This is a genomic window from Congregibacter brevis (assembly GCF_045689245.1).
Taxonomy (GTDB): Bacteria; Pseudomonadota; Gammaproteobacteria; order Pseudomonadales; family Halieaceae; genus Congregibacter; species Congregibacter brevis.
In genome coordinates this window covers 2,102,923-2,126,919 of sequence record NZ_CP136865.1, presented here as the reverse complement: position 1 = coordinate 2,126,919, position 23,997 = coordinate 2,102,923, and the positions used below count along the sequence as shown (strand labels likewise).

Genomic DNA, 23,997 nt, shown 5'->3' with positions numbered 1-23,997 from the left:
GTGTAGCATCCAAAGCTGTCGAAAAGAACCAAAACATGATGGATAAACCAATACCCCCATGCTCAGCCTAAGCGATGTTTCACTCAAACCCGACGGAGAGGATCGCTTCGCTCACAGCTTTACACCCGGAGAAATCTCCGTGGTGTTAGGAGCCAACCAGTCAGGCAAAACCGACCTGTGCAGGCTGATAGCAGGCTTGAACACTCGAGCTCAATGCTCAGTGCATCTTGACGGCAAGCCCTTGGACTCTCTGCATCCGCGGCAGCGTGCTGTGAGCATGGTCTATCAAGCCTTTGTGAACTATCCCAACCTTACGGTCTTTGAAAACATTGCATCTCCGCTGAGAGCCAAAAAGGCCAATAGCGACGTCATCAGCCGCACGGTAGCGTCACTGGCAGAGAAGCTGCATATTCAGGCACTTCTTGAGCGTTACCCCAGTGAACTCTCCGGGGGCCAGCAACAGCGCTTGGCCATTGCTCGCGCGCTGGCGAAAGATGCGCGGGTCTTACTGCTGGATGAGCCACTCGTTAATCTGGATTTCAAACTACGCGAGGCCTTGGAAGTAGAGCTCCGTGAACTCCTTCATGCCTCCAACACCATCGTCGTTTACACCAGCAGCGACCCTCGAGACGCTTTCACCCTGGGTGATCAGTTACTGCTTCTCGATAGGGGTCAGAAAATACAATCTGGCCCTCCTCTCGAGGTCTACCAAAACCCTAACTCCTTTGAAGCTATGGCGCTGCTGGCTGACCCGGACATCAACCGCTTTCAGCGCGATGGCAAATCCTGCGCGCTGCGACCGGAGCACCTTTATCTCGTGTCGGAGCATGTTTCCTCAAGCGCCTTAAGTTTTGATATGCAGGTGAGTGCTTTCGAAACCAGCGGCAGCGAATCCTATATTCACGGCCAGGTAGACGGTAATGACTGGGTGCTCCGACACAGCGGCATGTTATCCCCTCAAATCGGGCAAGCTCTCAAAGTCGGCGCAGCAGAACGTGACGTGGTTCAGTTCTGATGGCGGATATCAGCCTCAACGATTTGAGTTTTAGATATCCCGGCGCGACAGACGAAACGTTGGCTAATCTCAACCTCGAGATTGCCAATGGTGAAGCTCATGCTCTCCTCGGTGCCAGCGGCGCAGGAAAAACCACACTGCTGAATATTTTGTCGGGACTTTTGGTGCCCACCACCGGCAGTCTTTGCTTCGACGGCGAAGACGTATCTGAACTTTCCGGGAGACGGAGGAATGTTGCTCAGGTTTTTCAGTTCCCCGTGTTATACGAGTCCTTAAGCGTAGCTGAGAATCTGGCTTTTCCGCTCAAGACACGTAAAGCAGACGCAACACTGATTTCCCAACGAATAGATTACATCTGTAAAGAGCTGGAAATTGACGACATTCGTGCCCGAAAGCCGGCGACTCTCTCGCTTTTCCAAAAGCAGTTGGTTGCTGTGGGTAAAGCCCTGGCTTGGCCGGATGTCAGTATGGTTCTTTTAGATGAGCCTCTCACCGCGGTCGAGCCGCGGACAAAGTGGCGCTTGCGTCAGACCCTACGTCGGGTGCAAGCCGATCTAAAAGTCACCATGATCTACGTGACCCACGATCAGACAGAAGCCCTTACCTTTGCTGACCGAGTCTCCATACTCTCCGCTGGCGGCATCGTGCAAACAGGCACTCCCCAAGAGCTGTATTCATCTCCCACTCATGAGTTTGTCGGGCACTTTGTGGGTAGCCCGGGAATGAACTTTCTACCCGCGGAAGCACTGGGAATCAGCGGCGTGGAACGCGCAGGTTTTCGTCCCGAGTGGGTGGCTCCGGGCTTTTTGGAAGGCGCGGAGGCCGACGCCCCCGGGGCGACTTCTACCGGGGGCGTCATCGCGGGTGCCATCACGGGCAGAGTGTTGCGCACTCGCATACAGGGAGCGCAACAGGGAAAGCCCTTTGGATTAATCACCCTGGCCACCGCACACGGAGAAATAGCCATACAGGGCGAAATCCCAGAAAGCACGCTTAAGGCCGGGGATCGCTTAAAGGTACAGCTGACACGCTGCGTTGGTTACAACGGTCAGCGTAAGGTAAGAGACATTGAGTTCCTTTAAACCACAAAACAATCGAGCATGGCTGGGGGTACTTCCGGTGCTCTTGGTAGTGGCGTTCAGCGCGGCGATCCCGCTGATGACAGTCGTGAACTACTCCGTACAGGACATCCTCGATTTCAACGCTCGATTCTTCGTGGGTTTTGAGTGGTACCGGGAGACACTGAACGATCCGCGCTTTATAGAGGCCTTCCTTCGACAAGTGGCCTTCAGCCTCACCATATTAGCCATCGAGGTACCCCTGGGTGTGGCCGTCGCAAAAGGGATACCCAAAGACAGTCGTTTTACCTCACTCATACTGATACTTTTGGCCATACCTCTTCTCATACCATGGAATGTTGTGGGCACCATTTGGCAGGTGTTTGCCCGGTCCGACATTGGGCTCCTAGGGTGGAGCATCAATGCTCTTGGGATCAACTATAACTACACCGCTGAGCCGCTGCACGCCTGGCTTACTCTCGTCGCGATGGATGTCTGGCACTGGACATCCCTCATTGCATTGCTGTCCTTTGCGGGACTGACGTCTATCCCGGGACCCTTCTATCAGGCCGCGGAGCTAGATGGCGCAAATCGCTGGCAGGTCTTTCGCTACGTGGAGTTACCAAGACTGCGTGGAGTATTGATCATCGGCGTACTCCTTCGGCTCATGGACAGCTTTATGATCTATACAGAGCCCTTTGTACTGACCGGAGGTGGTCCCGGGAACGCAACTACGATGCTTAGCCAACATCTGGCGACTATGGCCGTAGGTCAGTTTGATCTTGGGCCTGCAGCCGCATTCTCCGTGGTTTACTTTCTATTCATTCTCTTGTTTTGCTGGATTTTCTATACAAGCGTGGTGCGTAGCGACGATGAATAGGCCGACGACAAATAGACTGGGGATCAGCCGCGGGATACTCATCCTCTACGGTGTGTATCTGTTACTGCCGCTCTACTGGCTACTGTCCATGTCGCTGCGTAGCAACGCCGATATCGTAGGCGATTTTTCCTTCCTTCCCCCGACAACAACGCTGGCAAACTTTGCCGAGATTTTTTCCAATCCGGTTTGGTATGAGGGTTTCATCAACTCCTTAAGTTATGTATCTATCAATACGCTAATCTCCCTGGCCGTGGCTATCCCTGCTGCTTATGCGTTTTCTCGCTACCGATTCCTTGGTGACAAACAGCTGTTCTTTTGGCTTCTGACAAATCGGATGGCACCGCCGGCAGTGTTTCTTCTACCGTTTTTTCAGCTCTATTCTGCCATCGGTCTGTTCGATACACCCCTTGCCGTCGCACTGGCACATTGCCTTTTTACTGTGCCTCTGTCTGTTTGGATTCTGGAAGGTTTCTTCTCGGGCGTGCCCACAGAGCTCGACGAAATGGCACAGATCGATGGACACAGTTTTCTGTACTTTTTTGTGCGTGTGTTTCTACCGATCAATCGCGGTGCCATTGGTGTGACGCTGTTCTTCTGCTTTATGTTCAGTTGGGTGGAACTCCTCCTGGCTCGCACATTGTCCGGAGCGTCGTCAAAACCAATCGTGGTCGTGATGACCAGAACCGTCAGTGCCTCGGGTATAGACTGGGGGGTGCTGGCCGCTGCCGGGGTTCTAACGGTACTGCCGGGGGTCTTGGTGGTCTGGTTCGTGCGCAAGGACCTGGTAAAGGGCTTCGCTCTGGGACGAGTGTCATGAGCTGGATGGCGTGGACGACGCCAACGGCAATCTTCTTTGGAAGCATCGCAACAGGGCTTGTGATTCTCACTGTTTGGGAGCTCCTTCGCCCCACTGTCCGTGAAAGCGGCTTCTTACCTTTCGCGACAACCCGCGGCGATCGGTTTTTCATCAGCCTCCTTAGCGCCGCTTTTATCCATCTGCTGTGGCTTGGTCTGCTTACGGACGGACTTGTCGTCGCGTCGGCTCTCTCAGCGGTTTGGGCCGCGCTACTTATGCGCTGGGGCTAAGCTCTTTATACTGAGCGCTCGAGCAGTCAGGGTAAGCAATCATCGTGAAAACTTCGCACTTCTTCACCGCGGTTACATCGTTCGTCGTTCTCTTCGCAGGCAACCTTGCAGGATGCTCTGACCAAGCCACCGACGCTCCCGTTAGTTCTCCGGCGGACTTTATCGCCAACGCGGCGGATTGGGTTGACGAATTCCAACCCTCAACGCTCTCCCGCGACGAGCAACTCGCGGAGATGGCCTGGTTCACGGCCGCAGCAAAAGACCTGCGAGGAATGTCGATTAACGTCGCCTCAGAAAGTCTGACGACTCACGAATACGAAAGCACGCAGCTCACTAAAGCGTTTTTCGACATTACTGGCATCAAGGTCACTCACGACCTCATTCAGGAAGGCGATGTCATCGAGAAACTGCAGACTCAAATGCAAACCGGCGAAAACGTCTACGATGCGTACGTCAACGACTCTGACTTAATTGGCACTCATGCTCGCTATGGTTATGTGGTTCCGCTCACTGACTTCATGGCAGGCGACGGTGCAGCGGTGACCTCCCCCACCTTAGATCTGCAAGACTTTATTGGTATCAGCTTTACCACTGGTCCCGACGGAAAAATCTACCAGCTCCCGGATCAACAATTCGCTAACCTTTACTGGTTCCGCTACGACTGGTTTACAACGCCGGCTATTCAGGAACAGTTCGAAATGATCTATGGCTACCCTCTCGGCGTTCCGGTGAATTGGTCTGCCTATGAAGATATTGCTGAGTTCTTCAGTGCGCACGTGAAAGAGATCGACGGCGAACGCGTATACGGCCACATGGATTACGGCAAAAAAGACCCCTCATTGGGATGGCGCTTTACCGACGCTTGGCTCTCCATGGCGGGAGCTGGCGACGCGGGAATCCCCAATGGCTTGCCCGTAGACGAGTGGGGAATACGTGTTGAGGATTGTAGGCCCGTGGGCTCCAGCGTCAGCCGCGGTGGCGCCACTAACGGCCCAGCTGCCGTCTACGCGCTATCAAAGTACATGGACTGGCTGAGGCGCTTTGCCCCTCCGGAAGCGGGTGGCATGACTTTCTCCGAGGCAGGGCCTGTTCCAGCGCAAGGGCACATCGCGCAGCAAATATTCTGGTACACGACATTTACCGCGGACATGATCAAACCTGAGTTAGCGGTGGTTAATGAAGACGGCACTCCAAAATGGCGCATGGCGCCTTCGCCTCATGGTCCTTACTGGAGCGAGGGAATGAAGCTGGGTTATCAGGACACAGGATCCTGGACTTTACTCAAGAGCACACCATTGGAGAGACGCAAAGCGGCGTGGCTTTACGCACAGTTCGTCACTGCAAAAACAGTGTCGCTGAAGAAGACTCTGGTAGGCCTGACTCCCATTCGCAAATCTGATCTGGATGCCCAAGCGATGACAGATCTTGCTCCGAAACTGGGAGGCCTTGTTGAGTTCTATCGGAGTCCCGCGAGAACCTTATGGACACCCACAGGGACCAACGTTCCCGATTACCCCAAGCTAGCTCAGCTATGGTGGGCAAACGTAGCGAACGCAGTAAGTGGGGAGGTAACACCACAGGTCGCTATGGACACCCTCGCTGAACAGCAAGACCGTATTATGGGCCGTCTCGAGCAACACGGTGTGCTTGGGGAGTGCGGACCCGCACTAAACGAGCCTCGGGATAATCAGTACTGGTTTGACCAGCCGGGAGCCCCGAAAGCAAAGCTTGCTAACGAAAAACCCCAAGGCGAAACCGTTCCTTATGACGAACTCATTAAAGTCTGGGCTGAGGGATGACCAACTTTTGGCCGTCGACGGCGGCTTTCTATTCTGGGCTTGTTGCCCTTGGTTTGGGAACGGCCCATGCGCAGGTTCCTCATTCAGAGCAGAGTTCTCTTGAACGCGGGATCTTTGTTGTGAGCATGCCAAATACATAGTGTGACCCCCTTCACAACCAGGAATTAAGCAGCGCGAAAGTGTGATCAATTTCGCGCTTTGTCTTTATCGCAGGTGAACGCGTAGACGAGTGACGCTAATGTCGAGGCATGGACATTGTGACTCTTTTAGATCTACCCGTGCGACGTACCCCTCCGCCGCAAACCCGTGCATTTGGTGAGAAATACTCCGAGTGCCTCAAAACCTGTGACTTGGTGCCTTATTGCACGCACCTTGGAGATCCCTCATGCCATCTACTGCAGAACCGACCCGTATCAGCAGTAACGCCGAAATAACTTCGGCCATTAGCAGCTGCTTACGAGATCGCAGGTGCGTCCACCAACAGTGGATCTCACCGGCAAGTTATTCCCCTACCGCTTCCAGCTCCACTGTGAAGCGGTCCGCATCCAGCGCCGTAGGAAACGCATCTCGATAATCCATGAGTGCCGCGGCGCTGAAGCACACTGTTTCCACCGCAGCGTGAGAGCCTAAATCCAGAAGCACTGATCCGTGCTGATCAAAGGCCATGCTGTCACCGCTATACTCCAGGGCATTTCCATCTACCCCTACCCTGTTCACGCCGACCACACAGGCCAGGTTTTCGATAGCACGCGCCTGCAAAAGTGCCCGCCAGTGGTGCGCTCTGGCTGACGGCCAGTTCGCCACGAAAAACAACAAGTCATAATCATCTCGATTGCGGCTAAACACCGGAAAACGTAAGTCGTAGCAGATCTCGGGCTTTATTCTCCAGTCACGCCATTCTAAAACGACGCGCTTATTCCCCGAAGCATAGTGGTTGTGCTCTCCCGCCATACGAAACAAGTGACGCTTGTCATAGGTCTCAACACGATCGGGAGTCGCAAACAGCAGTCTGTTAAAGACGCCGCCGTGATCCCGTGTCGCCACCGAACCCGCAATCGCGCAGTCAAAGATCCGTGCTTGAGACTGCAACCAATCTTGCGTCTCGCCGCCCGCCGGCTCCCCGTTAGCCTCTGCGTTCATAGAAAAGCCCGTGGTAAACATTTCAGGCAGCAAGATGAGATCTGTTTGTAGCTTGGCCGCGTGTAGCACTCTGGCCAAATTCTCTCGGTTAGCTACAGGGTCTTCCCACACCAAAGCTTGTTGCACTAAGGTCACTCTTAAATCGCGCATAATCGCTCCGCTGCCTCCAGCAGCACTTCGTCTGACTTTGCAAAACAGAAACGTAAAACACGCTGCTCTGGTGGCGTTTCGTAAAACACCGATACAGGGATGGAGGCGACACCTAACTCTCGTGTCCAACGTTCGCTTAGCTCTGTATCAGCTTCGTCACTGATGTCGCTGTAATCCAGCAATTGAAAATAGCTCCCCGCAGCCGGTGTCCAAGAGAACCTTGAGCCAGAGAGAGCTGTTATAAAAAGATCTCTACGGCGCTGATAGTCACCCGCGAGACTCGAGGGATAATCGGGCTGGGTTTCCAGAAAATCCGCCAAGGCGTGCTGAACAGGCGTTACCGCTACAAAAGCTACGTACTGATGTACTTTTCTTAGCTCCCTGGTTAACTCCGGTGGCGCAACACAATAGCCCGTCTTCCATCCCGTTACACTAAGGGTCTTGCCAAAGGAAAAGTGTGCAAAACTCCTGCTTCTTAGCACCGGATGCTGCAGCACACTGCAGTGCTTGCGCCCGTCATAAACCAGATGCTCATACACCTCATCACTGCAAACAAGGAAACCGTGTTTCTGCGCAAGCTCCCCAAGAATATCCAAATCTTTAGCCGATACAGCGCTTCCGCAGGGATTGTGAGGACTATTGAGCATGAACAGCTTTGTACGCTTGGTGATCGCTTTTTCTACTTTTACCCAGTCAATGTCGAAGGACCCCGCCCTTAAGGGCACATGCACTGTGCGTCCTCCCGCAAGTTCTACCGCAGGCTCATAGCTGTCATAGACGGGATCGAGCACAATGACTTCGTCACCCGGCGTCACCACAGCGGTGATCGCGCAAAAAATACTCTCGGTCGCCCCAGGGACAACAGTAATCTCCGTATCCGCATCCACCGCCACATTCCGATGCAATGCCAACTGCCCAGCGATCGCTTCGCGTAAGCGCGGAAGGCCCGCCATGGGCGCATACTGATTATGACCTCTCATAGCGTGTTCACCCAGCGCCTGAGCCAGCCCCTCGGGTGGAGAAAAGTCCGGAAAACCTTGAGAGAGGTTCAAGGCGTTGTGCGCCTGTGCCAAACCCGACATGCGGGTAAAAATAGTCGTCCCGACTCGAGGCAGCTTGCTTATCAGCGGAGCACTCATGATTTGTCTGCGTTGCTTGAATAAGCAGAGGATACAACAGCTATTAGTAGCAAATGTGCATAAGAGCTATGGGACTCGTAGTAGACTGAACCCTCGGTATCTGCAATTGAGCCAAGTTGCTTTGAAACGGACAGCGAGGGACCTAAGGTTAAGGCTCGTGCTTAGAGACGATGTTTCGGGAAACGCATAATGAATCTGCTTGAAGAGTTAGATGACGCTCTGAGCCCGGGTGGTCTCCTAACAGGCTCAGATGTTACCGGGCGAGCCGCCGGTGTCTGGCGGAGCGATGCTTTGTGCGCCCTCGCTATTGCAAGGCCTAGAAGCACCGAGGAAGTCTCTAAGGTTTTGAAGCTCTGCAGCAAACACAAGGTCTCCGTTGTTTCCCAAGGTGGATTGACGGGGCTTGTCCATGGCGCGGATGCCTCGCCCGATCAACTCATACTCTCGCTTGAGCGCATGCGAAGCATCGAAAGCATCGACCCCTTGCAACGGACGGCGACTGTTGAAGCAGGCGTGACACTCCAAACGGTGCAGGAATCTGCCGAGGAGCATGATCTTTTCTTTCCTTTGGATCTCGGTGGCAGAGGAACCGCGACGGTCGGCGGCAACGCCGCGACCAATGCAGGTGGTAATCGGGTGATCCGCTACGGAATGATGCGCGATATGGTGCTGGGGCTAGAGGCTGTATTAGCCGACGGCACAGTAGTCTCGTCGATGAATCACCTTATCAAGAACAATGCCGGCTACGACCTCAAGCAACTCTTTTTGGGTACCGAGGGCACCCTGGGCGTCATTACACGACTGGTCCTGCGACTCCGAGAGGCTCCTAGTTCAGAGAACATAGCCTTCGTGGCGTTCAATAGTTTTGAGTCGGTACCCAAAATGCTGAAGCATGCGGATCGAGAGCTGGGCGGCGCCCTTTCTGCCTACGAAGTGCTATGGAAAAACTTCTACAGTCTCGTCACGGAAGCTCCTGCCAAGAATCGGCGTCCTCTGCCTTCAGAGTATCCCTACTATGCGCTCATCGAGGCGCAGGGCAGCAATCAGGAATTGGACGAGCGACGTTTTGAAATGGCCCTCGAGAGTGCTCTTGAGGATGGGTTGATCGTCGACGCCATCGTTGCAAAGTCGTCTACAGAGCGACAAAACCTGTGGGCGATCCGCGATGACGTCGAGCAAACGTTTCGGGATGGCCCCCCTGTTATCTTCGACGTATCTCTCCCGGTATCAGCAATGGAGAGCTACACGGCTGGAGTAAAGTCTTCTTTGGAGGCGCAACTCGAAGACAGCGTTTGCTGGATTTTTGGACACCTGGGGGATGGGAATCTTCACATCATCGTGCAGACTCCTGATGGGAAGGCCCAGCAGCACCGGAAAACGATAGAACATGCTGTGTATCAACCCCTGGAAAGCATCGGCGGATCAGTGTCTGCAGAACACGGCATTGGACTTGAAAAGAAACCATATCTTCATTTATCCCGCTCCGAGACCGAGATTCGCCTCATGCAGACTCTGAAAGCAGCCATGGACCCCCTGGGGATACTTAACCCCGGCAAAGTTATTGACCCCATACAAAGTCCTTCGCTATGAGCGCGTTTATCGATCTGGCGACCCCCTTTTTGCCGCTGCTGGCGACAGTTGCTATCGCCCTGTTGATTCTTGTGACTGTGAACGCCTTTCTGCGGCAACGCTGGAAGGAAGAGCCGGAGGCGCAGTTTCAGTTTCAGCTAATCATGCTGGGGCTCACGCTCGCGGGAGGCCTCGCCGTGGTAGCCGCCCTCCCCGTTGGCGATGCGCTGCGCGGACAGCTACTGAGCCTAATGGGCCTTCTGCTTAGCGCGGCTATCGCCTTATCCTCGACTACGTTTATTGGCAATATCCTCGCGGGCATTATGCTCAAGGCCATCCGCAAAGCCCGTCCCGGAGACTTCATCACCGTAGCGGATCTCACGGGCCGGATTACCGAGATGGATTTGCTCCATACTGAGATTCAAACCGAGTTTAGAGACCTCGTGACGGTGCCCAATATTTTCATGGTCACCCAACCCCTTAAGGTTGTACGAGCGTCAGGCTCGATCATTACCGGCGAAGTCTCGCTCGGCTATGACGTTTCCCACACCCATGCCAAGAAAGCATTACTGGCGGCGGCAGAGACTGCGGGTTTGACTGACTGCTTTGTCCACGTGCGCGAGCTCGGCGACTTTGCGGTTACCTACAGGGTTGCCGGGCTTCTAGAGGACATCCGCAGCCTGATCTCCGCCAAGTCGTCTCTCCTGACGGCAATGTTGGATGCCCTGAGCGACGAAGGAATTGAGATCGTCTCTCCGAACTTCATGAATACCCGCCAACTTTCTGCGAACCAAAAGGTACTCCCCACGAAAAGCCGGCACCGCGCCATGAGCGATGTAGAGACCCTTGCTGAAGATATTGCTTTTGACAAAGCCGAAGATGCCGCCTCAGTGGAGAAGATTCGAGAGGCCCTACAAGAGACCGAAGACGCGCTTGATAACTTAAGTCCAGATCCTCAGGAAGACTACGAAAACAGAAAATCTGCGCTGAAACGAAAACAGGGTCGTCTTGAAGAATTGTTGAAGCGAGCGTTAGCCAGAGCAAAGAGCGAAGCCTGAGCGATAGCAGCGTTACTCTTTTTTGGCCTTTACTCTTTACTTAGGGCTCGATTAAGACGCCCTAAACTAAACCTCGCTTCCTATCCCTGATAATCACGCTAGCGGCGTTTTTCCCGGGCAAGCCTGACACACCACCTCCCGGATGAGCTCCTGAACCGCAAAGATAAACACCTTTCACGGGCATTCGGTGATCCGCATAGCCACCGACGGGGCGCAATGAGAAAATTTGATTCAGTGACAACTTCCCGTGGAAGATGTCCCCACCGATCATATTGAGCTTTCTTTCTATATCGAGTGGCGAATTGATCTGCCGCCCCAGGATCGCGCGGCGAAAGTTCGGCGAGTACTTTGCAACGGTATCAATCACAATGTCGGCAACCTGCTCCTTAACGTCGTCCCAACACCGGTCATTGGGTAGATGGCGACGAAAGTGCTGACAGAACAGGCTCATGACATGCTGCCCGGTCGGAGCCAGAGAATCGTCGACCAAGGTAGGTATACACATGGAGATCACGGGGCTTGTCGCCCAGCCCTGCTGCTTAGCCTCGTCATAGGCGCAGTTTATGTAGTCCAGGGAGGGACATATATCGATGGTGTTCTGCATCGCGGTAAGACCAATGTCATCGTGTTCCACAGTATGAAACCTAGGAAGTTCGGACAAGGCCACGTTCATACGAAAGGTCGCAGACTCGCTCTGGTAAGCCTCTATTCTGTGCTTAAAAGCTGGCGGGGTTTCCGCGGTGTCAATAAGTTTTCCAAAGAGGACCTTCGGATGCGTGTTGGACGCGATGACATTTGCGGAAAATGCGCCACCATCTTCGAGCACGACACCCTTCGCTGCGCCCTTCTCCATCTCAACACTAGCCACGCCTGCATCGGTGAGAATTTCCACGCCCAAAGATTCACAATAACTGGCCATGGCCTGTGTGATGGCGCCCATGCCGCCTTTGGCATAGGACCAGGCGCCCGTTCGACCATCGATATCTCCAAAGACGTGATGGAGAAGTACATAGGCCGTACCCGGCGTGTAGGCATTCGCATAGTTGCCAATAATGCCCTCAAAGCCGTAAAGCCCTTTTACGACGTCAGTCTCAAACCAACGATCGAGCAGATCTCCAATGGACATGGTCATCAGCTCACTAAGCTCGATCTGACGCTCACTGGATAAGCGTCTAAAGGCATTCGCCTGCCGGATGAGCTTCCAGACATCGCCCCAGCCACCATCAAAGTTGGGCGGAATCTCTCTCGCAACACCTCGAACCAGCTTTCCCATATCCTCCAGCATGTCTTCGAAGGCGGGATAGACCTCAGCGTCTGCTTTCGAAAAACGCGCAATGGCAGCCTGTGCCGCTTTGGTATCCCTTGGGAGATACATATGATCGTTAGGGAGCAAAGAAAGAGAGCCCCCCGGACGATTGATAAGCGTGAGTCCGTGTTTGTCTAGTTCGAGATCTGACATTACTGAGCGATCCAGCAAGCTCACGAGATAGGAAAATACAGAATTGCGAAAGCCCGGATGAAATTCCTCAGTTAAAGCCGCGCCACCCACAACGCTTCTTCGTTCGAGCACTCTAACCGTGAGACCACTTCGGGCAAGGTACGCCGCACAGCAAAGGCCGTTGTGACCTGCCCCGATTACAATCGCATCCGTCGCGTTACTCGTAGCCGTATCCATAACCGACACTAAGCTCAGTCTAGGTTATCGATGGTGATTCCCGGCAGTTCATCCGCAGGATTCAGCCCCAGCACCTTGGCGTAGAAGTACAACTCCGCCTCTCGCGCCGCAATTTGGTTCTCTGCCTTACGGAAGCCGTGAGACTCACCTTCGAAAGCTACGTAAGCAGTCGGCACGCCCCGACTCTTAAGCGCGTCGTAAATCATCTCAGACTGATTGGGAGGAACGATGGGATCATCAAGCCCCTGCAGCAATAACAACGGCGCGCTAAAGCCCTCAAGATGATTAATGGGAGACCGCTCAACATAGAGGTCCTTTCGTTCCGGATAAGGCCCTACCAGTTGATCCAAGTAACGAGATTCGAACTTATGCGTGTCCTTGGCAAGAGCTTCGACGTCCGATACGCCAAAATAGGATGCCCCCGCCGCAAAGGTATCGTAGAAAGCATGCACCGCTAGTGTCGTGTAACCGCCGGCACTACCGCCGCGAATAATCAGACGATCCGGGTCAGCCAAGCCTTGCTCAGCAAGCCAGGCTGCTCCCGCAGAAGCATCTTCCACATCGGTAATACCCCATTGTCCATAAAGCGCGCGACGATACTCTCGGCCAAATCCAGTGCTCCCACGATAATTGAGATCCAGTACCGCAAATCCACGACTGGTCCAGTAGTAATGTTCAGGACGATAGCTAACGCCAGCCACACCTGTGGGACCACCGTGCACGCTAACAATCAGCGGTGGCGCAGTCCCCTTGGGAGCCATTGCGACGGGGTTTTTCGGCGAGAAGTACACCCCGTAGGCCTCGCCGCCGGATGGCAGTGGGAACGTCACCTGCTCATATCCTGATATCCAATCTGCAGCTAACGCAGTATCAGAAGATCGGCGGATGACATCGGTAATCGTTCCGTCGAGTCCAGCACGAACCAGCGCCGATGGTTGATCAGCAAAGCCTGCTGTGAAATATAGCTGCCCCTGATCAAAAACCAGGCTGCCATAACTGACGGCGCTAGTTTGCAGGATTCGCCGCGAGCCACTGTCGTCTAAGAGTACCAACTGCTCGACACTGCCCTTGCGCGCAACCAGCAACATTTTTCCGTCGGGCAAAAACCAGTAGTAGCGACTTCCAATACTCCAGTCGGGGCCGCCTATCTCTACTTCCTCCATACCCGTTTCAATAGCTGTAAAGGAAGAGCCCACCACAACATAGGGTTTCCACCAATTATCTCTGTCAGAAATCGCAACCAGCGTATTGTCTTCACGCCACTGCGGATCGATAACAGATTCATCGCTGTCACTGTTGTGCGTTTGCAGGTTTACCAGTGCTCCTCGCTCGTCAAAACTCGCGCTATGCAAGGTGGTGCTATCCCACGGCATGTTAGGGTGCATCCAGCTGGTGAAAGCGATGCGACTCCCGTCTGCGGACAAGCGTGGCGCAGACACAAAATCAGTGCCTGAGAACAACACGGTGCCTTCATCTTCCTGATTCGGTGCCAAAGCTACGAGGCTATTCACCGGCTCTCCTAGACCACGGTGATCCTCTCGAATGCACAGCAAGCGTTCTCGCGGTTCATCAAAGCTGCAGCCTGCAAAGCGAAGATCGGCGGGCGGAGTGATAGCTACCGGTGCTTCCCCAGGTACGAACCGGTAGATACGCTGATCAGCAAAGTTGCTAAACCAGAGGACACCACCGTGTACTAATAGAGAAGCACCTCCGTACTCCTGCACACGCGTCCTCACATTGAACGGCTCGCTAAGTATCTCCTGAGGATCCGCACCGGGCTTCCAGCGCATGATGGTATTGCGCCCTCCCTGTTCCGGCCGAGACTCTAGCCAAAAGAAGTCTTCGCCATCTTTAATAAGACCGCCGATACCACGAGCGCCTTCGACCAGCGAAGCGGCCGTAATGGGCGACGGCCAACTTCCAAAAGCCAGCTCGGTGGGCGTCACTTCCTTCTGCGACTCATTCCTTGAACTTTGAGTTCCATCACCACTTTGCTCTGTGCATGCCATCAGTAACACCGCCATTCCTAAAAATAGAATTCTCGTACTCATCACTCACCATCCAGAAATTAAATCTGCGTCACTGCGCTGCGCTGGCTTGAACGCTTAGTTTTATCGCCTTTAAGTTTTTTTTCAATTCGGTGCCAACTAGGCTTGCGGAATCGTTTAACCTTTACGACCTCGTGAACAATACTAATACCCTTTCGAAGGAGAAACCGTCCATGTCACAAGTGGAAGTCACTACCAAAGATCACATAATGCATCTGCATCTTACCCGACCCGAAAAATACAACGCATTGAGTCTGGAAATGTATGGCGTACTAGCCGAGGCACTCCATCGACTGGAGAATGATCCAGATCTACGCGTGGCTGTGATCTCTGCGGAAGGCCGCAATTTCACCGCTGGAGTTGAGCTGGACCAATGGGCTCCCTACTTTGGCGGAGGCGAAGGCTGGCCCATAGGAGAAGGCAGAATCGATCCCATGGGCGTTACAGGACCACAGCACAGTAAGCCGGTTGTGATCGCGGTACAGGGCTACTGCTTTACCTGGGGTGTCGAGATGCTGCTAAACACCGAGATCCGCGTTGCCGCCAACGACACCCAGTTCCAAATGCTAGAAGTTCAACGCGGCTTGTTTCCCTGCGGTGGCGCTACCTATCGACTACCCAGAGAGATTGGCTGGGGGAATGCGCAACGTGTCCTTCTCACCGGGGATCGCTGGAGCGCAGAAGACGCGTTGCGCTGGGGAATGGTTCAGGAGCTAACAGAGCCCGGTGCGCAAATTGATCGCGCGCTCGAGCTTGCACGCTCTGTCGCAGACGCTGCCCCCCTGGGAGTGCAAGGCCTGTTATCTGCGAGCCGCTACTCTTTAGAGAATGATCGCGACGCCTGTGCCAGGCAAATATTCACGCAGCTCGTTCCCATAATGCAAAGCGAGGATGCCGCTGAAGGCGTGCAATCCTTCATGGAGCGTCGCAAGGCACAGTTCACCGGGCGCTAAAAACCACGTTTTGACCTAAATGGGATGCACTGTTTTGCCAAACATTAACGTTAACGATATCTCCATCGAGTATGAGACCCACGGCGACCCCGGTAATCCCACGGTCATGCTGATCATGGGGCTCGGCACGCAACTGACAGGATGGCCGCCGGCATTCTGCGAATCCCTCGTCGAGCATGGATACCACGTATTGCGCTTTGACAATCGTGATATCGGCTTATCAAGCCGCCTCGATCACAAGCGAATGCCAAACATCCCGGGACTCGTCATTCTCAAGACGCTGAAAATGCCCGCACCAGCTCCCTACACATTAGACGACATGGCCGCGGATGCCATAGGCCTGCTGGATGCTCTAAATATAGAGCAAGCTCATGTCGTGGGCGCATCTATGGGAGGTATGATCGCTCAGCTGATAGCGGCGCATTACCCCGAGCGCACGCTGAGTCTCACGTCCATCATGTCTACGACAGGTCATCGATCACTTCCACGGGCGGACCGCGAGGCCACAAAAGCTTTGCTGCTTAAGCCAGATGACCCGAATGACCTGGCGTCAATCATCGAGAGGAACGTTCGTGTTAGGAAAGCACTTCAAAGCCGTACGCACCCCAAAGATGACGCTGAGATTCGCCAAACGGCGACCGACGCCGTTCACCGCGGCGGCTACTACCCCGAAGGGGTCGCACGACAGCTTGCTGCCATCATCGTTGCAAAGGACCGACGGAAGTTATTGCGCACCGTAGAAGCCCCTTCGCTCATTATTCATGGTGAAGAAGACACGCTGGTCAAAGTGGAGTGCGGCGTCGACACGGCAAAACACCTAAACGACAGCGAGCTAAGGATACTACCCGGCATGGCGCACGACTTGCCCACGCCTCTGCTACAGGAAATTGCAGATGGAATCCACAGCGTTGCCCAGCGCGCGTAGGCCACATTTTGAACAAAACTCCGCTTCAGCTTCGTTCACCCTACCTGATTTTTGTGGGGGACGAGTCCCGACCAACCTACGCAAAAACCGGCAAAGGCGTCGCTGACTGGCGTCCGGAGCTCTGCATGGGGCAGTTGCGACTTTGCAATACCGCTGCTGACTTGGGCCTACCGGATATGCCGGTAGCAACAGCGAGCCAACAAGGCGTGGGATCGCTAATCGTGGGTACCGCTCTGGTTGGAGGCAGTATTCCTGATAGCTGGCTAGATACGCTTTGCGAGGCTGCAGAGTCGGGCATCGACATTGTGGCCGGTCTGCACACTCGCCTTAACAGTATTCAGGTATTGCGCAATGCCGCAAAGAAAGGCCATAGCCAACTTATCGACATTCGTGTCCCCCCAGAGGACATACCGGTAGCCAGTGGTGCGAAACGTACCGGAAAACGTTTACTCACCGTGGGCACCGACTGCGCTCTGGGTAAAAAGTACACCGCTCTGCAACTCGAGCGAGACATGCGCGAGCTGGGGATGGACGCCGATTTCAGGGCGTCGGGGCAAACAGGCATCATGATCGCAGGCACGGGAATCCCCATCGATTGCGTCATCGCTGACTTTATTTCCGGGGCGGCGGAGTTGCTGTCGCCCGACAACGATCCAGATCATTGGGACTTAATCGAAGGCCAGGGAGGCATCTTCCATCCGGGGTATGCCGCGGTGAGTCATGGACTACTTATAGGCTCTCAGGCAGATGCATTTGTTGTCTGTCACGCCGCGGGACGCACGCAGATCGAAGGTTGGGAAGCCTACTCGGTGCCAAGCATTGGCGAAGTGATTGATCGCACGATCGCCGTTGGCTCACTCACCAACACCGAGATTCGCTGTGTAGGTATTAGCGTTAACACGCTGTCTCTCGGCACAGATGAACGGGATGATTACTTAGCTGAGCTAGCCTCTACCTATGGACTTCCCTGCGTTGATCCTATGATCACAGGTACAAAAGCGATCATTCAGCAACTGACCTAAGGTCACAGCAATACCACTTCTAGCTCGGGCATACTTATCTTATGAAAGTCACGGTCGATGTCGTCTCCTATCCCATGGAAGTCCCTTTTGCGATAACCGGGCATGTATTCCATGACACCGACACCGTATGCGTAACCTTGGAAGACGGAGGTTTTGTCGGACGGGGAGAATCGGTGGGGAGCTATTATCTCCACGAAACCGCCGACAGCATGAAAGCTGACCTCAACACCGTAATCGCAAATATCACCACCAGCACCACACCAGAGAGCCTTCAAGACCTAATGCCGGTTTGCGGTGCTCGCAACGCGCTGGACTGCGCATTGTGGGACTTGCTCGCCAAGAAGTCAGGTAAACGCATATGGGACCTTTTGGCCATGAGTCCGAGGGAAGTAATAACGGTGTTCACCGTGGGCATGGAAGATCCTGCGATCATGGCCCGGCGAGCGGCCGAAGCCACCCAGTTTCCCCAACTCAAAATCAAACTCAATGCCGATCAGCCCATCGAACGCCTCGAGGCTATCCGCGCTGCGCGTCCGGATGCCACGCTGGTGATAGACGTCAATCAGGGCTGGAGCTTCAAGGAACTTAAGGAGTATCTACCGGCCTGCCAGAAGTTGGGCGTTGCAATGATCGAGCAGCCGCTCCCCCGAGGCGAGGATGAAAAACTCGAAGGCTTCAAGTCGCCGGTCCCTTTGGGCGCAGACGAATCCTGTCTTGGTCTCAGCGAATTTGAGCAGGCCGCAGACCGCTACGACGTGCTAAACATTAAGCTAGACAAGTGCGGTGGGCTGACAGAGGGCCTGGGGTTAGTGCGTGCAGCTAAAGAGAGGAACATGCAACTGATGGTAGGGAACATGACCGGGACGTCCCTCTCCATGGCCCCAAGTTACGTTATCGCGCAGTTCTGCCAATTCGTCGATATCGATGGGCCACTATTGCTTGCTCATGACATTAAGAACGGCTTGGAATACCGCAGCGGCGGTACTGTTGGCCTCCCCAGCGCCTTGCTTTGGGGCTGAGCGATAAAGCGCGTTGAGTTTGCACTGGAACGGCAAGCGCCCCCGAATAGCTGCGCTCGCTAATAGGGGGACGCTCGCTTCGCCATTCACATGCGCTTGCTTGGCATTAACCTCAGTCGCCTCTACGCTATGTATATGAACTAGCCGTCCAAACTAGCCAGTACCGACGCGTACTCCGCACTAAGCTCTGCAAACCTCGTAAGCGCTTCTCCACCTGGCTCTTGGTCAGCTTGATTGAGCATGCGTGACAGGTAACTAAGCTGGCTAATCAGTCGCGGCTGCATATAGGTGCCCTCTTCCGTGACCAACTGACGAATCGCAGTCTCTATGGCACTACGGCGTTCTGTATCGGCTTCCGCTAGCTCTTCGAGTTCCGATTCAAGGCTATACGCCTTGCGCCGCGCCTGATCCAGTAAATCGAGCACCTGACGATGGAGCTCTAGCTGAGCCTGTATATGAGCTTCAGTTACGCCCTCATTCAGGACACGAGGATCCATCACAATAGTCAAAGCTTGTGTAAAGCTCTCACCACCTACGGTAAGTTTGACACTATAGGTCCCCGCTGTTGCTAGAGCGCCACCGGTAAAGCGTCTTTTTTCGTTTTTCTGCCAGGGACCGCGATAGCGCATATCCCAGTGGAAACGATTGATCCCCTCTTTAGTCGTCAAACCACTGCGCTTTATGTAGCGCACCTCGTTCAGCGCCATATTGTCCACAAGCTCTCCCCGATTATCAGGGTCGGAGTCATCAGCACTCGAAAATGCGTTGACCACGTTCCCATCGGCATCAGCAATTTCCAGAGTCACGACCCCATCCACGTTCGTGGGTAAGTAATAATCAATAATCGCTGACGGTTTCCGGTACTGCGGCACAGCTTTAGGGTCACGGCTACCGTAGCTGGGGCGCTCGCGATAACGCACCGTCTGTGCCGGTTCAAACAAGGTAACCCCCTCGCCCATGGTTGGCATGGGCGCCTGACGAAGTGCAGAGATATCGTCTAGGACCCAGAAGGCTCGACCCATGGTAGACACCACTAAGTCATCTCTGTAAATGCGAATATCAGTAACGGGAGTTACCGGCAAATTTTGCTGGAATGACTGCCAGCTATCACCGTTATCAAAGGAAACAAACAGGCCAGAATCCGTGCCCGCGTAAAGCAGTCCCGGGCGTACAGGGTCTTCTCGAACCACGCGAACCGGATAATCTGCGGGAATCCCGTTCTTGCCGTCAGTCATCAAGGTCCAGCGCTTACCGTAGTCTGTGGTTCGATATGCATAGGGCTTATCGTCACCCAACTGGTAGCGAAGCACCGCAACATAAGCCACTGCAGGATCATGGTGCGAGGGCTCCACAGAATCGACGCGGCCGCCCTTTGGACCACGGGGGGTTACATCACTCCAGCTATCGCCGTCATCTCTGGTCACGTGCACAGGACCATCGTTGGAACCCGCCCAAATCACGCCCGGCGCGATTGAGGACTCACGAATCGAGTACAGCGTGCTGTACACCTCTTCACCCGTAACATCTCGCGTGATAGGTGATCCAGAGACCACCTGCTTGTCGGCTTCAAAGGCAGTGAGGTCTGGTGAAATCGTTTCCCAGGTTACTCCGTTATCACTAGTACGATGAACGTACTGAGACCCGTGGTACACCACATTGGGATCGTGAGGAGAGACAGCCACGGGGGCAACGCGCTGAAACCTGTACTTCAGATCTTTGGGATTCTGACCGTACATGTTGGTTGCACCGACGTAATAGCTACGCTCTGTACCTGTTTCTTTACTGAATACTGAAAAACGACCCTTACAGTTCGCATAAACCGTTGTGTGATCCCCGGGCTTGGGTACCGCTGGACCGGTTTCGCATCCGCCCGCTTCAATCAACCAGGCGTTGTCGTTTTGCACGCTGTAAGGCACCCGACTGGGTACAGCAATCGTAGTCCCATTATCCTGTTGGCCTGCATACAACCAATACGGGTACTGATCATCAACGTCCACGGTGTAGAGCTCTGTCGTGGCCTGATTAAACTGACTTGACCAGGTAAGACCGCCGTTGTGAGTAACGTTCGCACCGCCATCGTTGGCTTGAATAAACAATTGCGGATCATTCGGATTAATCCACATATCATGGTTATCACCATGAGGTGGCTCCAACTCCTCCCAGCTCTTTCCGCCATCCACAGACTTGAAGTAGTCCGTGGCCATGACGTAAACAACATCAGGATCCGTGGGATCAGCCTCTACATTACCGTAGTAAAACGGACGAATGCGTATTCCTTTTGCAGACGACACCTGAGTAAAGGTTTCACCCTGATCCGACGATCGATAGAGCCCGCCCTCTTCACCGGGTGCTTCCACAAGCGCATAAACGACACTGCTGTCGGATGCAGAAATAGCTATATCGATCTTGCCGATCAAACCCGAGGGCAACCCCTCACTGATTCTTCGCCAGCTGTCGCCACCGTCAATGGATTTAAAGAGGCCACCCTCTTCCTGGGTACCTCCACTGATGATAGTCCAGGGTTGACGCCGAGCCTTCCACGCCGCTGCAAATACCACGTCAGGATTATTTGGCAGCAACTCGACATCAGCTATTCCCACCGCGTCGGAAATACTAAGAGACTTCTCCCAGCTAACGCCGCCATTTTCTGTCTTGTAAAGGCCACGCTCTTCATTGTCCGCAAAGGCTGAACCTATTGCTGCAACCCAAACCACGTTATTGTCTCTGGGATCGATTTCTACGGCGCCGATATGGCCGCTTTGCCTGAGCCCCACATGCGTCCAACTGCCACCGCCATTGGTCGACTTGTAAACGCCTTTACCGGGGATCACATTGGACCTCAGCCCATCAGAACCGGTGCCAACATAGAGAATGTTGGTATCTGTTTGAGATGCTGCAATGTCACCAATCGATGGAGACGCGAAATACCCATCAGAAATATTGTTCCAGGTAGTACCGTAATCCGTGCTCTTCCAGACGCCGCCACCTGATGCGCCCAGATAAAAGGTCCCGGGCGCCTGCACGGTGCCGGCAACCGCTGTCACCCGTCCACCGCGCGTCGGGCCTACGTTTCGGTACTCAAGGGCTTCAAATTTTTGCGCGTAGCTGTTGGTTGTTTGTAAAGTGAAGGCAAGCGACAAAGCGCCAAAAATAGGGAGAATCGTTCGGTTCACAAGAAAGCTCCGGAGGATTTGCGTGATAGAGACACTACCACCGGATAGGGATCGCTACAATTGAGAGCGAGGAATGTCTATAAACTGCCGAGCCTGAAGGCCCGGCAATTGAGAGTGACTTTGAGTGGCTGACTTGGGATCGCTTACTTACCCTTCCAGTTGGGAGCACGTTTCTGTGCAAAGGCTGTGGCACCTTCTATAGCGTCCTCGCTGGTGAATACGTGACCGACAATCTCTTGCTGCTTTGCAAACATTTCGTCGCTGTTCCAGTCCTGAGCACCTGCTACAGCTTTTAAGCTGGCCGCGACAGCAAGAGGGCCATTGGCGGCAATCGTCTTGGCGAGCTCCTGCGCACCTTCGAGGGCTTTACCAGTTTCGGAAATACGATTGATGAGTCCCAGCTCGTAGGCGCGATCAGCACTGATGAACTCGCCCGTGAGAGCAAGCTCCATCGCTACGCGAGACGGAATCTGCTTGGGCAGCTTCACAAGCCCTCCCGCTGCCGCTGCGAGGCCGCGTTTAACTTCTGGTATACCAAACTTACTGCTATCCGAAGCGACAATGAGGTCACAGCTGATCGCGAGTTCAAATCCACCGGCCAAGGCATAACCCTCGACCGCGGCGATGATCGGTTTGGTAGAGCGGTACTCTGTCAGCCCCGCAAAGCCTCGGCCTTCCACCTGTGGCAACTCCCCGGTGACGAATGCTTTGAGATCCATACCCGAGCAGAACGTGCCGCCGGCACCGGTGAGAATTGCTACGCGCAGGCTATCATCTGATTCGAGCTCATCGATCGCCGCTGCTACACCTAAAGCCAACGCACGGTTCGCTGCGTTTTTAGCTTCGGGACGATTTAATGTGATGACTAGCACACCGTCAATTTTTTCTGTTAAAACTTCGTTACCGGACATTCCTTACTCCTTTTTATCTGCCGTTAAAGTCTTCGTGAGACCTGATTGTGCATCGCCCTAGCTTTCGCTCCAAGGTCGGCAGCGCTCAGTAAAGTTGGCCGCAGGTGACATCCACGCACCCAACTTGGCTACTGCGCTGGGAGCGGCAGGTTCTCCTGCAAAAACCTCAGCATATTGCCACCCATTACCCGCCGTATCTCCTCCTCGGCAAAACCCTGATTGAGCATCTCCTCGGTAAGCGCTGCCAGCTCCGATGTATCGAAGGGCACGGTTGTCGAACCATCGTAGTCTGATCCCAAGGCAACATGGTCTACGCCCACCAGGTCGATGCCGTAGCGAATCGCTTCCACAATGCCCTTAGGGGACACCTTACAAATCGCTGCATCCCAATACCCCACGCCAATCAAACCGCCACCAAGTGCAATTTGTTGCATAAGATCGTCGCTAATGTTCCGTGGCGTCGGACAGTAGCCCCGAAAACCTGTGTGACTCACTACCAGCGGAGAATCACTCATTGCCAATACGTCCCTAACGCTTTGTTCAGAGGAGTGCGCTACGTCAATAATCGCACCGCGTTCATCGAGCCGCGCGACCACGTCTTTGCCAAAATCACTGAGCCCACCGCCGCCAGTACCATGTAAGGAGCCGCCAAGTTCGTTGTCAAAAAAGTGATGAAGACCGAACATCCGTACACCGGCGTTGCGCAGGCGATCAATGTTGTCGAGTGAGCCCTCCAGCGCATGAGAGCCTTCGATGCCGAGCAAAGCACCAATAGTTTGCGCGCCTTTCGTTCGCGCCTCCATGACAGCCGCAAGATCCTCTTGCGAGCGAAGTACCCGCAGTAAGCTCGGATCGTCGGCTTCGATTGCTGCAAGCTTCCTCGCCTGCAGCAGCGCACGCTCCGTCAGGCTGGACCAGGTTACTACCGGCCATCGCTGAATCAACGCAACGAGGGTAATGTTATCGGGCGCATCTGCATCATTGCTTTCGTAGTTTTGGCCCTTGGGAGAGCGGGTTACAAAGGTGAAGGCCTGCAGCGCAACATTCGCTTCCCGCAGCCGCGGCAGATCAACATGACCACGATCAGCTCTGGCCGTCAGGTCCCGTGCCCACAGCGTACTGTCGGTATGCAAATCCCCAACGACCAATGAGTCATGGAGAGTTTGGGCTTCATCAGATATTGCGTAGGGCTCGTGCTCCATCACCTTGTTCAATGACTGTTCGAGTATTCCGGGACCGACTCCAAAACCAATAGCCGCAGCCACTAGAATCAGCACACCAACTATCGTTACTACCCTCATGAACCTACACCTCTTTATGGACGTATGATGTTTATCGTTATATCACCTGCGAACCGCAGTATCTCCTGATCTTCAC

At 54.1% G+C, this 23,997-nt stretch carries 19 protein-coding genes; 12 read left to right on the top strand and 7 right to left on the bottom strand.

All coding sequences use genetic code 11. From position 1 onward, the window contains the following. The first annotated feature begins 58 nt into the window (after positions 1 to 58). From R0137_RS09350 to R0137_RS09325, 6 genes are read left to right on the top strand one after another with little or no spacing between them, the layout of a single operon-like run. Positions 59 to 1,015, top strand: coding sequence for an ABC transporter ATP-binding protein (locus tag R0137_RS09350; protein WP_407326154.1), 957 nt, complete (start codon positions 59 to 61; stop codon positions 1,013 to 1,015). Continuing rightward, entirely contained in the window at positions 1,015 to 2,097 is a 1,083-nt protein-coding gene (locus R0137_RS09345) for an ABC transporter ATP-binding protein (RefSeq protein WP_407326153.1), read from the top strand. The genes R0137_RS09350 and R0137_RS09345 overlap by 1 nt, the downstream gene beginning before the upstream one ends. Next, entirely contained in the window at positions 2,084 to 2,953 is an 870-nt protein-coding gene (locus R0137_RS09340; protein ID WP_407326152.1) for a carbohydrate ABC transporter permease, read from the top strand. Before R0137_RS09345 ends, R0137_RS09340 begins: the two co-directional genes overlap by 14 nt. Next, positions 2,946 to 3,770 carry a carbohydrate ABC transporter permease gene (locus R0137_RS09335; RefSeq protein WP_407326151.1) on the top strand — a complete coding sequence of 275 codons (825 nt, stop codon included), beginning with the start codon at positions 2,946 to 2,948 and terminating at the stop codon, positions 3,768 to 3,770. The genes R0137_RS09340 and R0137_RS09335 overlap by 8 nt, the downstream gene beginning before the upstream one ends. Beyond that, positions 3,767 to 4,039 carry a DUF2160 domain-containing protein gene (locus R0137_RS09330; RefSeq protein ID WP_407326150.1) on the top strand — a complete coding sequence of 91 codons (273 nt, stop codon included), beginning with the start codon at positions 3,767 to 3,769 and terminating at the stop codon, positions 4,037 to 4,039. Before R0137_RS09335 ends, R0137_RS09330 begins: the two co-directional genes overlap by 4 nt. Before the next feature lie 44 nt (positions 4,040 to 4,083). After that, a complete protein-coding gene (locus R0137_RS09325; RefSeq protein WP_407326149.1) occupies positions 4,084 to 5,838 on the top strand; it encodes an ABC transporter substrate-binding protein in 1,755 nt (584 codons plus the stop codon). Positions 5,839 to 6,339: 501 nt separating this feature from the next. Here the strand turns inward: R0137_RS09325 and R0137_RS09320 are convergent. After that, entirely contained in the window at positions 6,340 to 7,128 is a 789-nt protein-coding gene (locus R0137_RS09320; RefSeq protein WP_407326148.1) for an amidohydrolase, read from the bottom strand. Further along, the gene (locus R0137_RS09315; protein ID WP_407326147.1) at positions 7,116 to 8,267 is read right to left on the bottom strand and encodes a methionine aminotransferase; all 1,152 of its coding nucleotides are present in this window, start codon (positions 8,265 to 8,267) and stop codon (positions 7,116 to 7,118) included. The genes R0137_RS09320 and R0137_RS09315 overlap by 13 nt, the downstream gene beginning before the upstream one ends. 189 nt (positions 8,268 to 8,456) lie before the next feature. Between R0137_RS09315 and R0137_RS09310 the strand changes: the two genes are divergently transcribed. Next, positions 8,457 to 9,857, top strand: coding sequence for an FAD-binding oxidoreductase (locus R0137_RS09310; RefSeq protein WP_407326146.1), 1,401 nt, complete (start codon positions 8,457 to 8,459; stop codon positions 9,855 to 9,857). Continuing rightward, the gene (locus tag R0137_RS09305) at positions 9,854 to 10,894 is read left to right on the top strand and encodes a mechanosensitive ion channel domain-containing protein (RefSeq protein ID WP_407326145.1); all 1,041 of its coding nucleotides are present in this window, start codon (positions 9,854 to 9,856) and stop codon (positions 10,892 to 10,894) included. Before R0137_RS09310 ends, R0137_RS09305 begins: the two co-directional genes overlap by 4 nt. 61 nt (positions 10,895 to 10,955) lie before the next feature. Here R0137_RS09305 and R0137_RS09300 read toward each other — a convergent pair whose 3' ends face one another. Next, positions 10,956 to 12,569, bottom strand: a complete 1,614-nt coding sequence (locus R0137_RS09300; protein WP_407326144.1) for a phytoene desaturase family protein — start codon at positions 12,567 to 12,569, stop codon at positions 10,956 to 10,958. A 14-nt stretch (positions 12,570 to 12,583) separates the two neighbouring features. After that, complete coding sequence (locus tag R0137_RS09295; protein ID WP_407326143.1) at positions 12,584 to 14,620, bottom strand: prolyl oligopeptidase family serine peptidase; 2,037 nt, start codon at positions 14,618 to 14,620, stop codon at positions 12,584 to 12,586. A 170-nt stretch (positions 14,621 to 14,790) separates the two neighbouring features. Between R0137_RS09295 and R0137_RS09290 the strand changes: the two genes are divergently transcribed. The 4 genes from R0137_RS09290 to R0137_RS09275 are packed head-to-tail and all read left to right on the top strand — an operon-like array spanning position 14,791 to position 18,536. After that, entirely contained in the window at positions 14,791 to 15,570 is a 780-nt protein-coding gene (locus R0137_RS09290; protein WP_407326142.1) for a crotonase/enoyl-CoA hydratase family protein, read from the top strand. Between the two features lie 34 nt (positions 15,571 to 15,604). Further along, positions 15,605 to 16,495, top strand: coding sequence for an alpha/beta fold hydrolase (locus tag R0137_RS09285; RefSeq protein ID WP_407326141.1), 891 nt, complete (start codon positions 15,605 to 15,607; stop codon positions 16,493 to 16,495). Between the two features lie 8 nt (positions 16,496 to 16,503). Next, complete coding sequence (locus R0137_RS09280; RefSeq protein WP_407326140.1) at positions 16,504 to 17,517, top strand: DUF1611 domain-containing protein; 1,014 nt, start codon at positions 16,504 to 16,506, stop codon at positions 17,515 to 17,517. 41 nt (positions 17,518 to 17,558) lie between these two features. Next, on the top strand, positions 17,559 to 18,536 hold the full coding sequence (locus R0137_RS09275; RefSeq protein WP_407326139.1) for a dipeptide epimerase: 978 nt from the start codon (positions 17,559 to 17,561) through the stop codon (positions 18,534 to 18,536). Positions 18,537 to 18,676: 140 nt separating this feature from the next. Here the strand turns inward: R0137_RS09275 and R0137_RS09270 are convergent, their stop codons facing one another. From R0137_RS09270 to R0137_RS09260, 3 genes are all read right to left on the bottom strand, one after another. Then, on the bottom strand, positions 18,677 to 21,709 hold the full coding sequence (locus R0137_RS09270) for a WD40/YVTN/BNR-like repeat-containing protein (protein WP_407326138.1): 3,033 nt from the start codon (positions 21,707 to 21,709) through the stop codon (positions 18,677 to 18,679). 143 nt (positions 21,710 to 21,852) lie between these two features. Next, positions 21,853 to 22,620, bottom strand: a complete 768-nt coding sequence (locus tag R0137_RS09265; protein WP_407326137.1) for a crotonase/enoyl-CoA hydratase family protein — start codon at positions 22,618 to 22,620, stop codon at positions 21,853 to 21,855. 128 nt (positions 22,621 to 22,748) lie between these two features. Beyond that, the gene (locus R0137_RS09260) at positions 22,749 to 23,921 is read right to left on the bottom strand and encodes a dipeptidase (protein WP_407326136.1); all 1,173 of its coding nucleotides are present in this window, start codon (positions 23,919 to 23,921) and stop codon (positions 22,749 to 22,751) included. Positions 23,922 to 23,997: the final 76 nt, after the last annotated feature.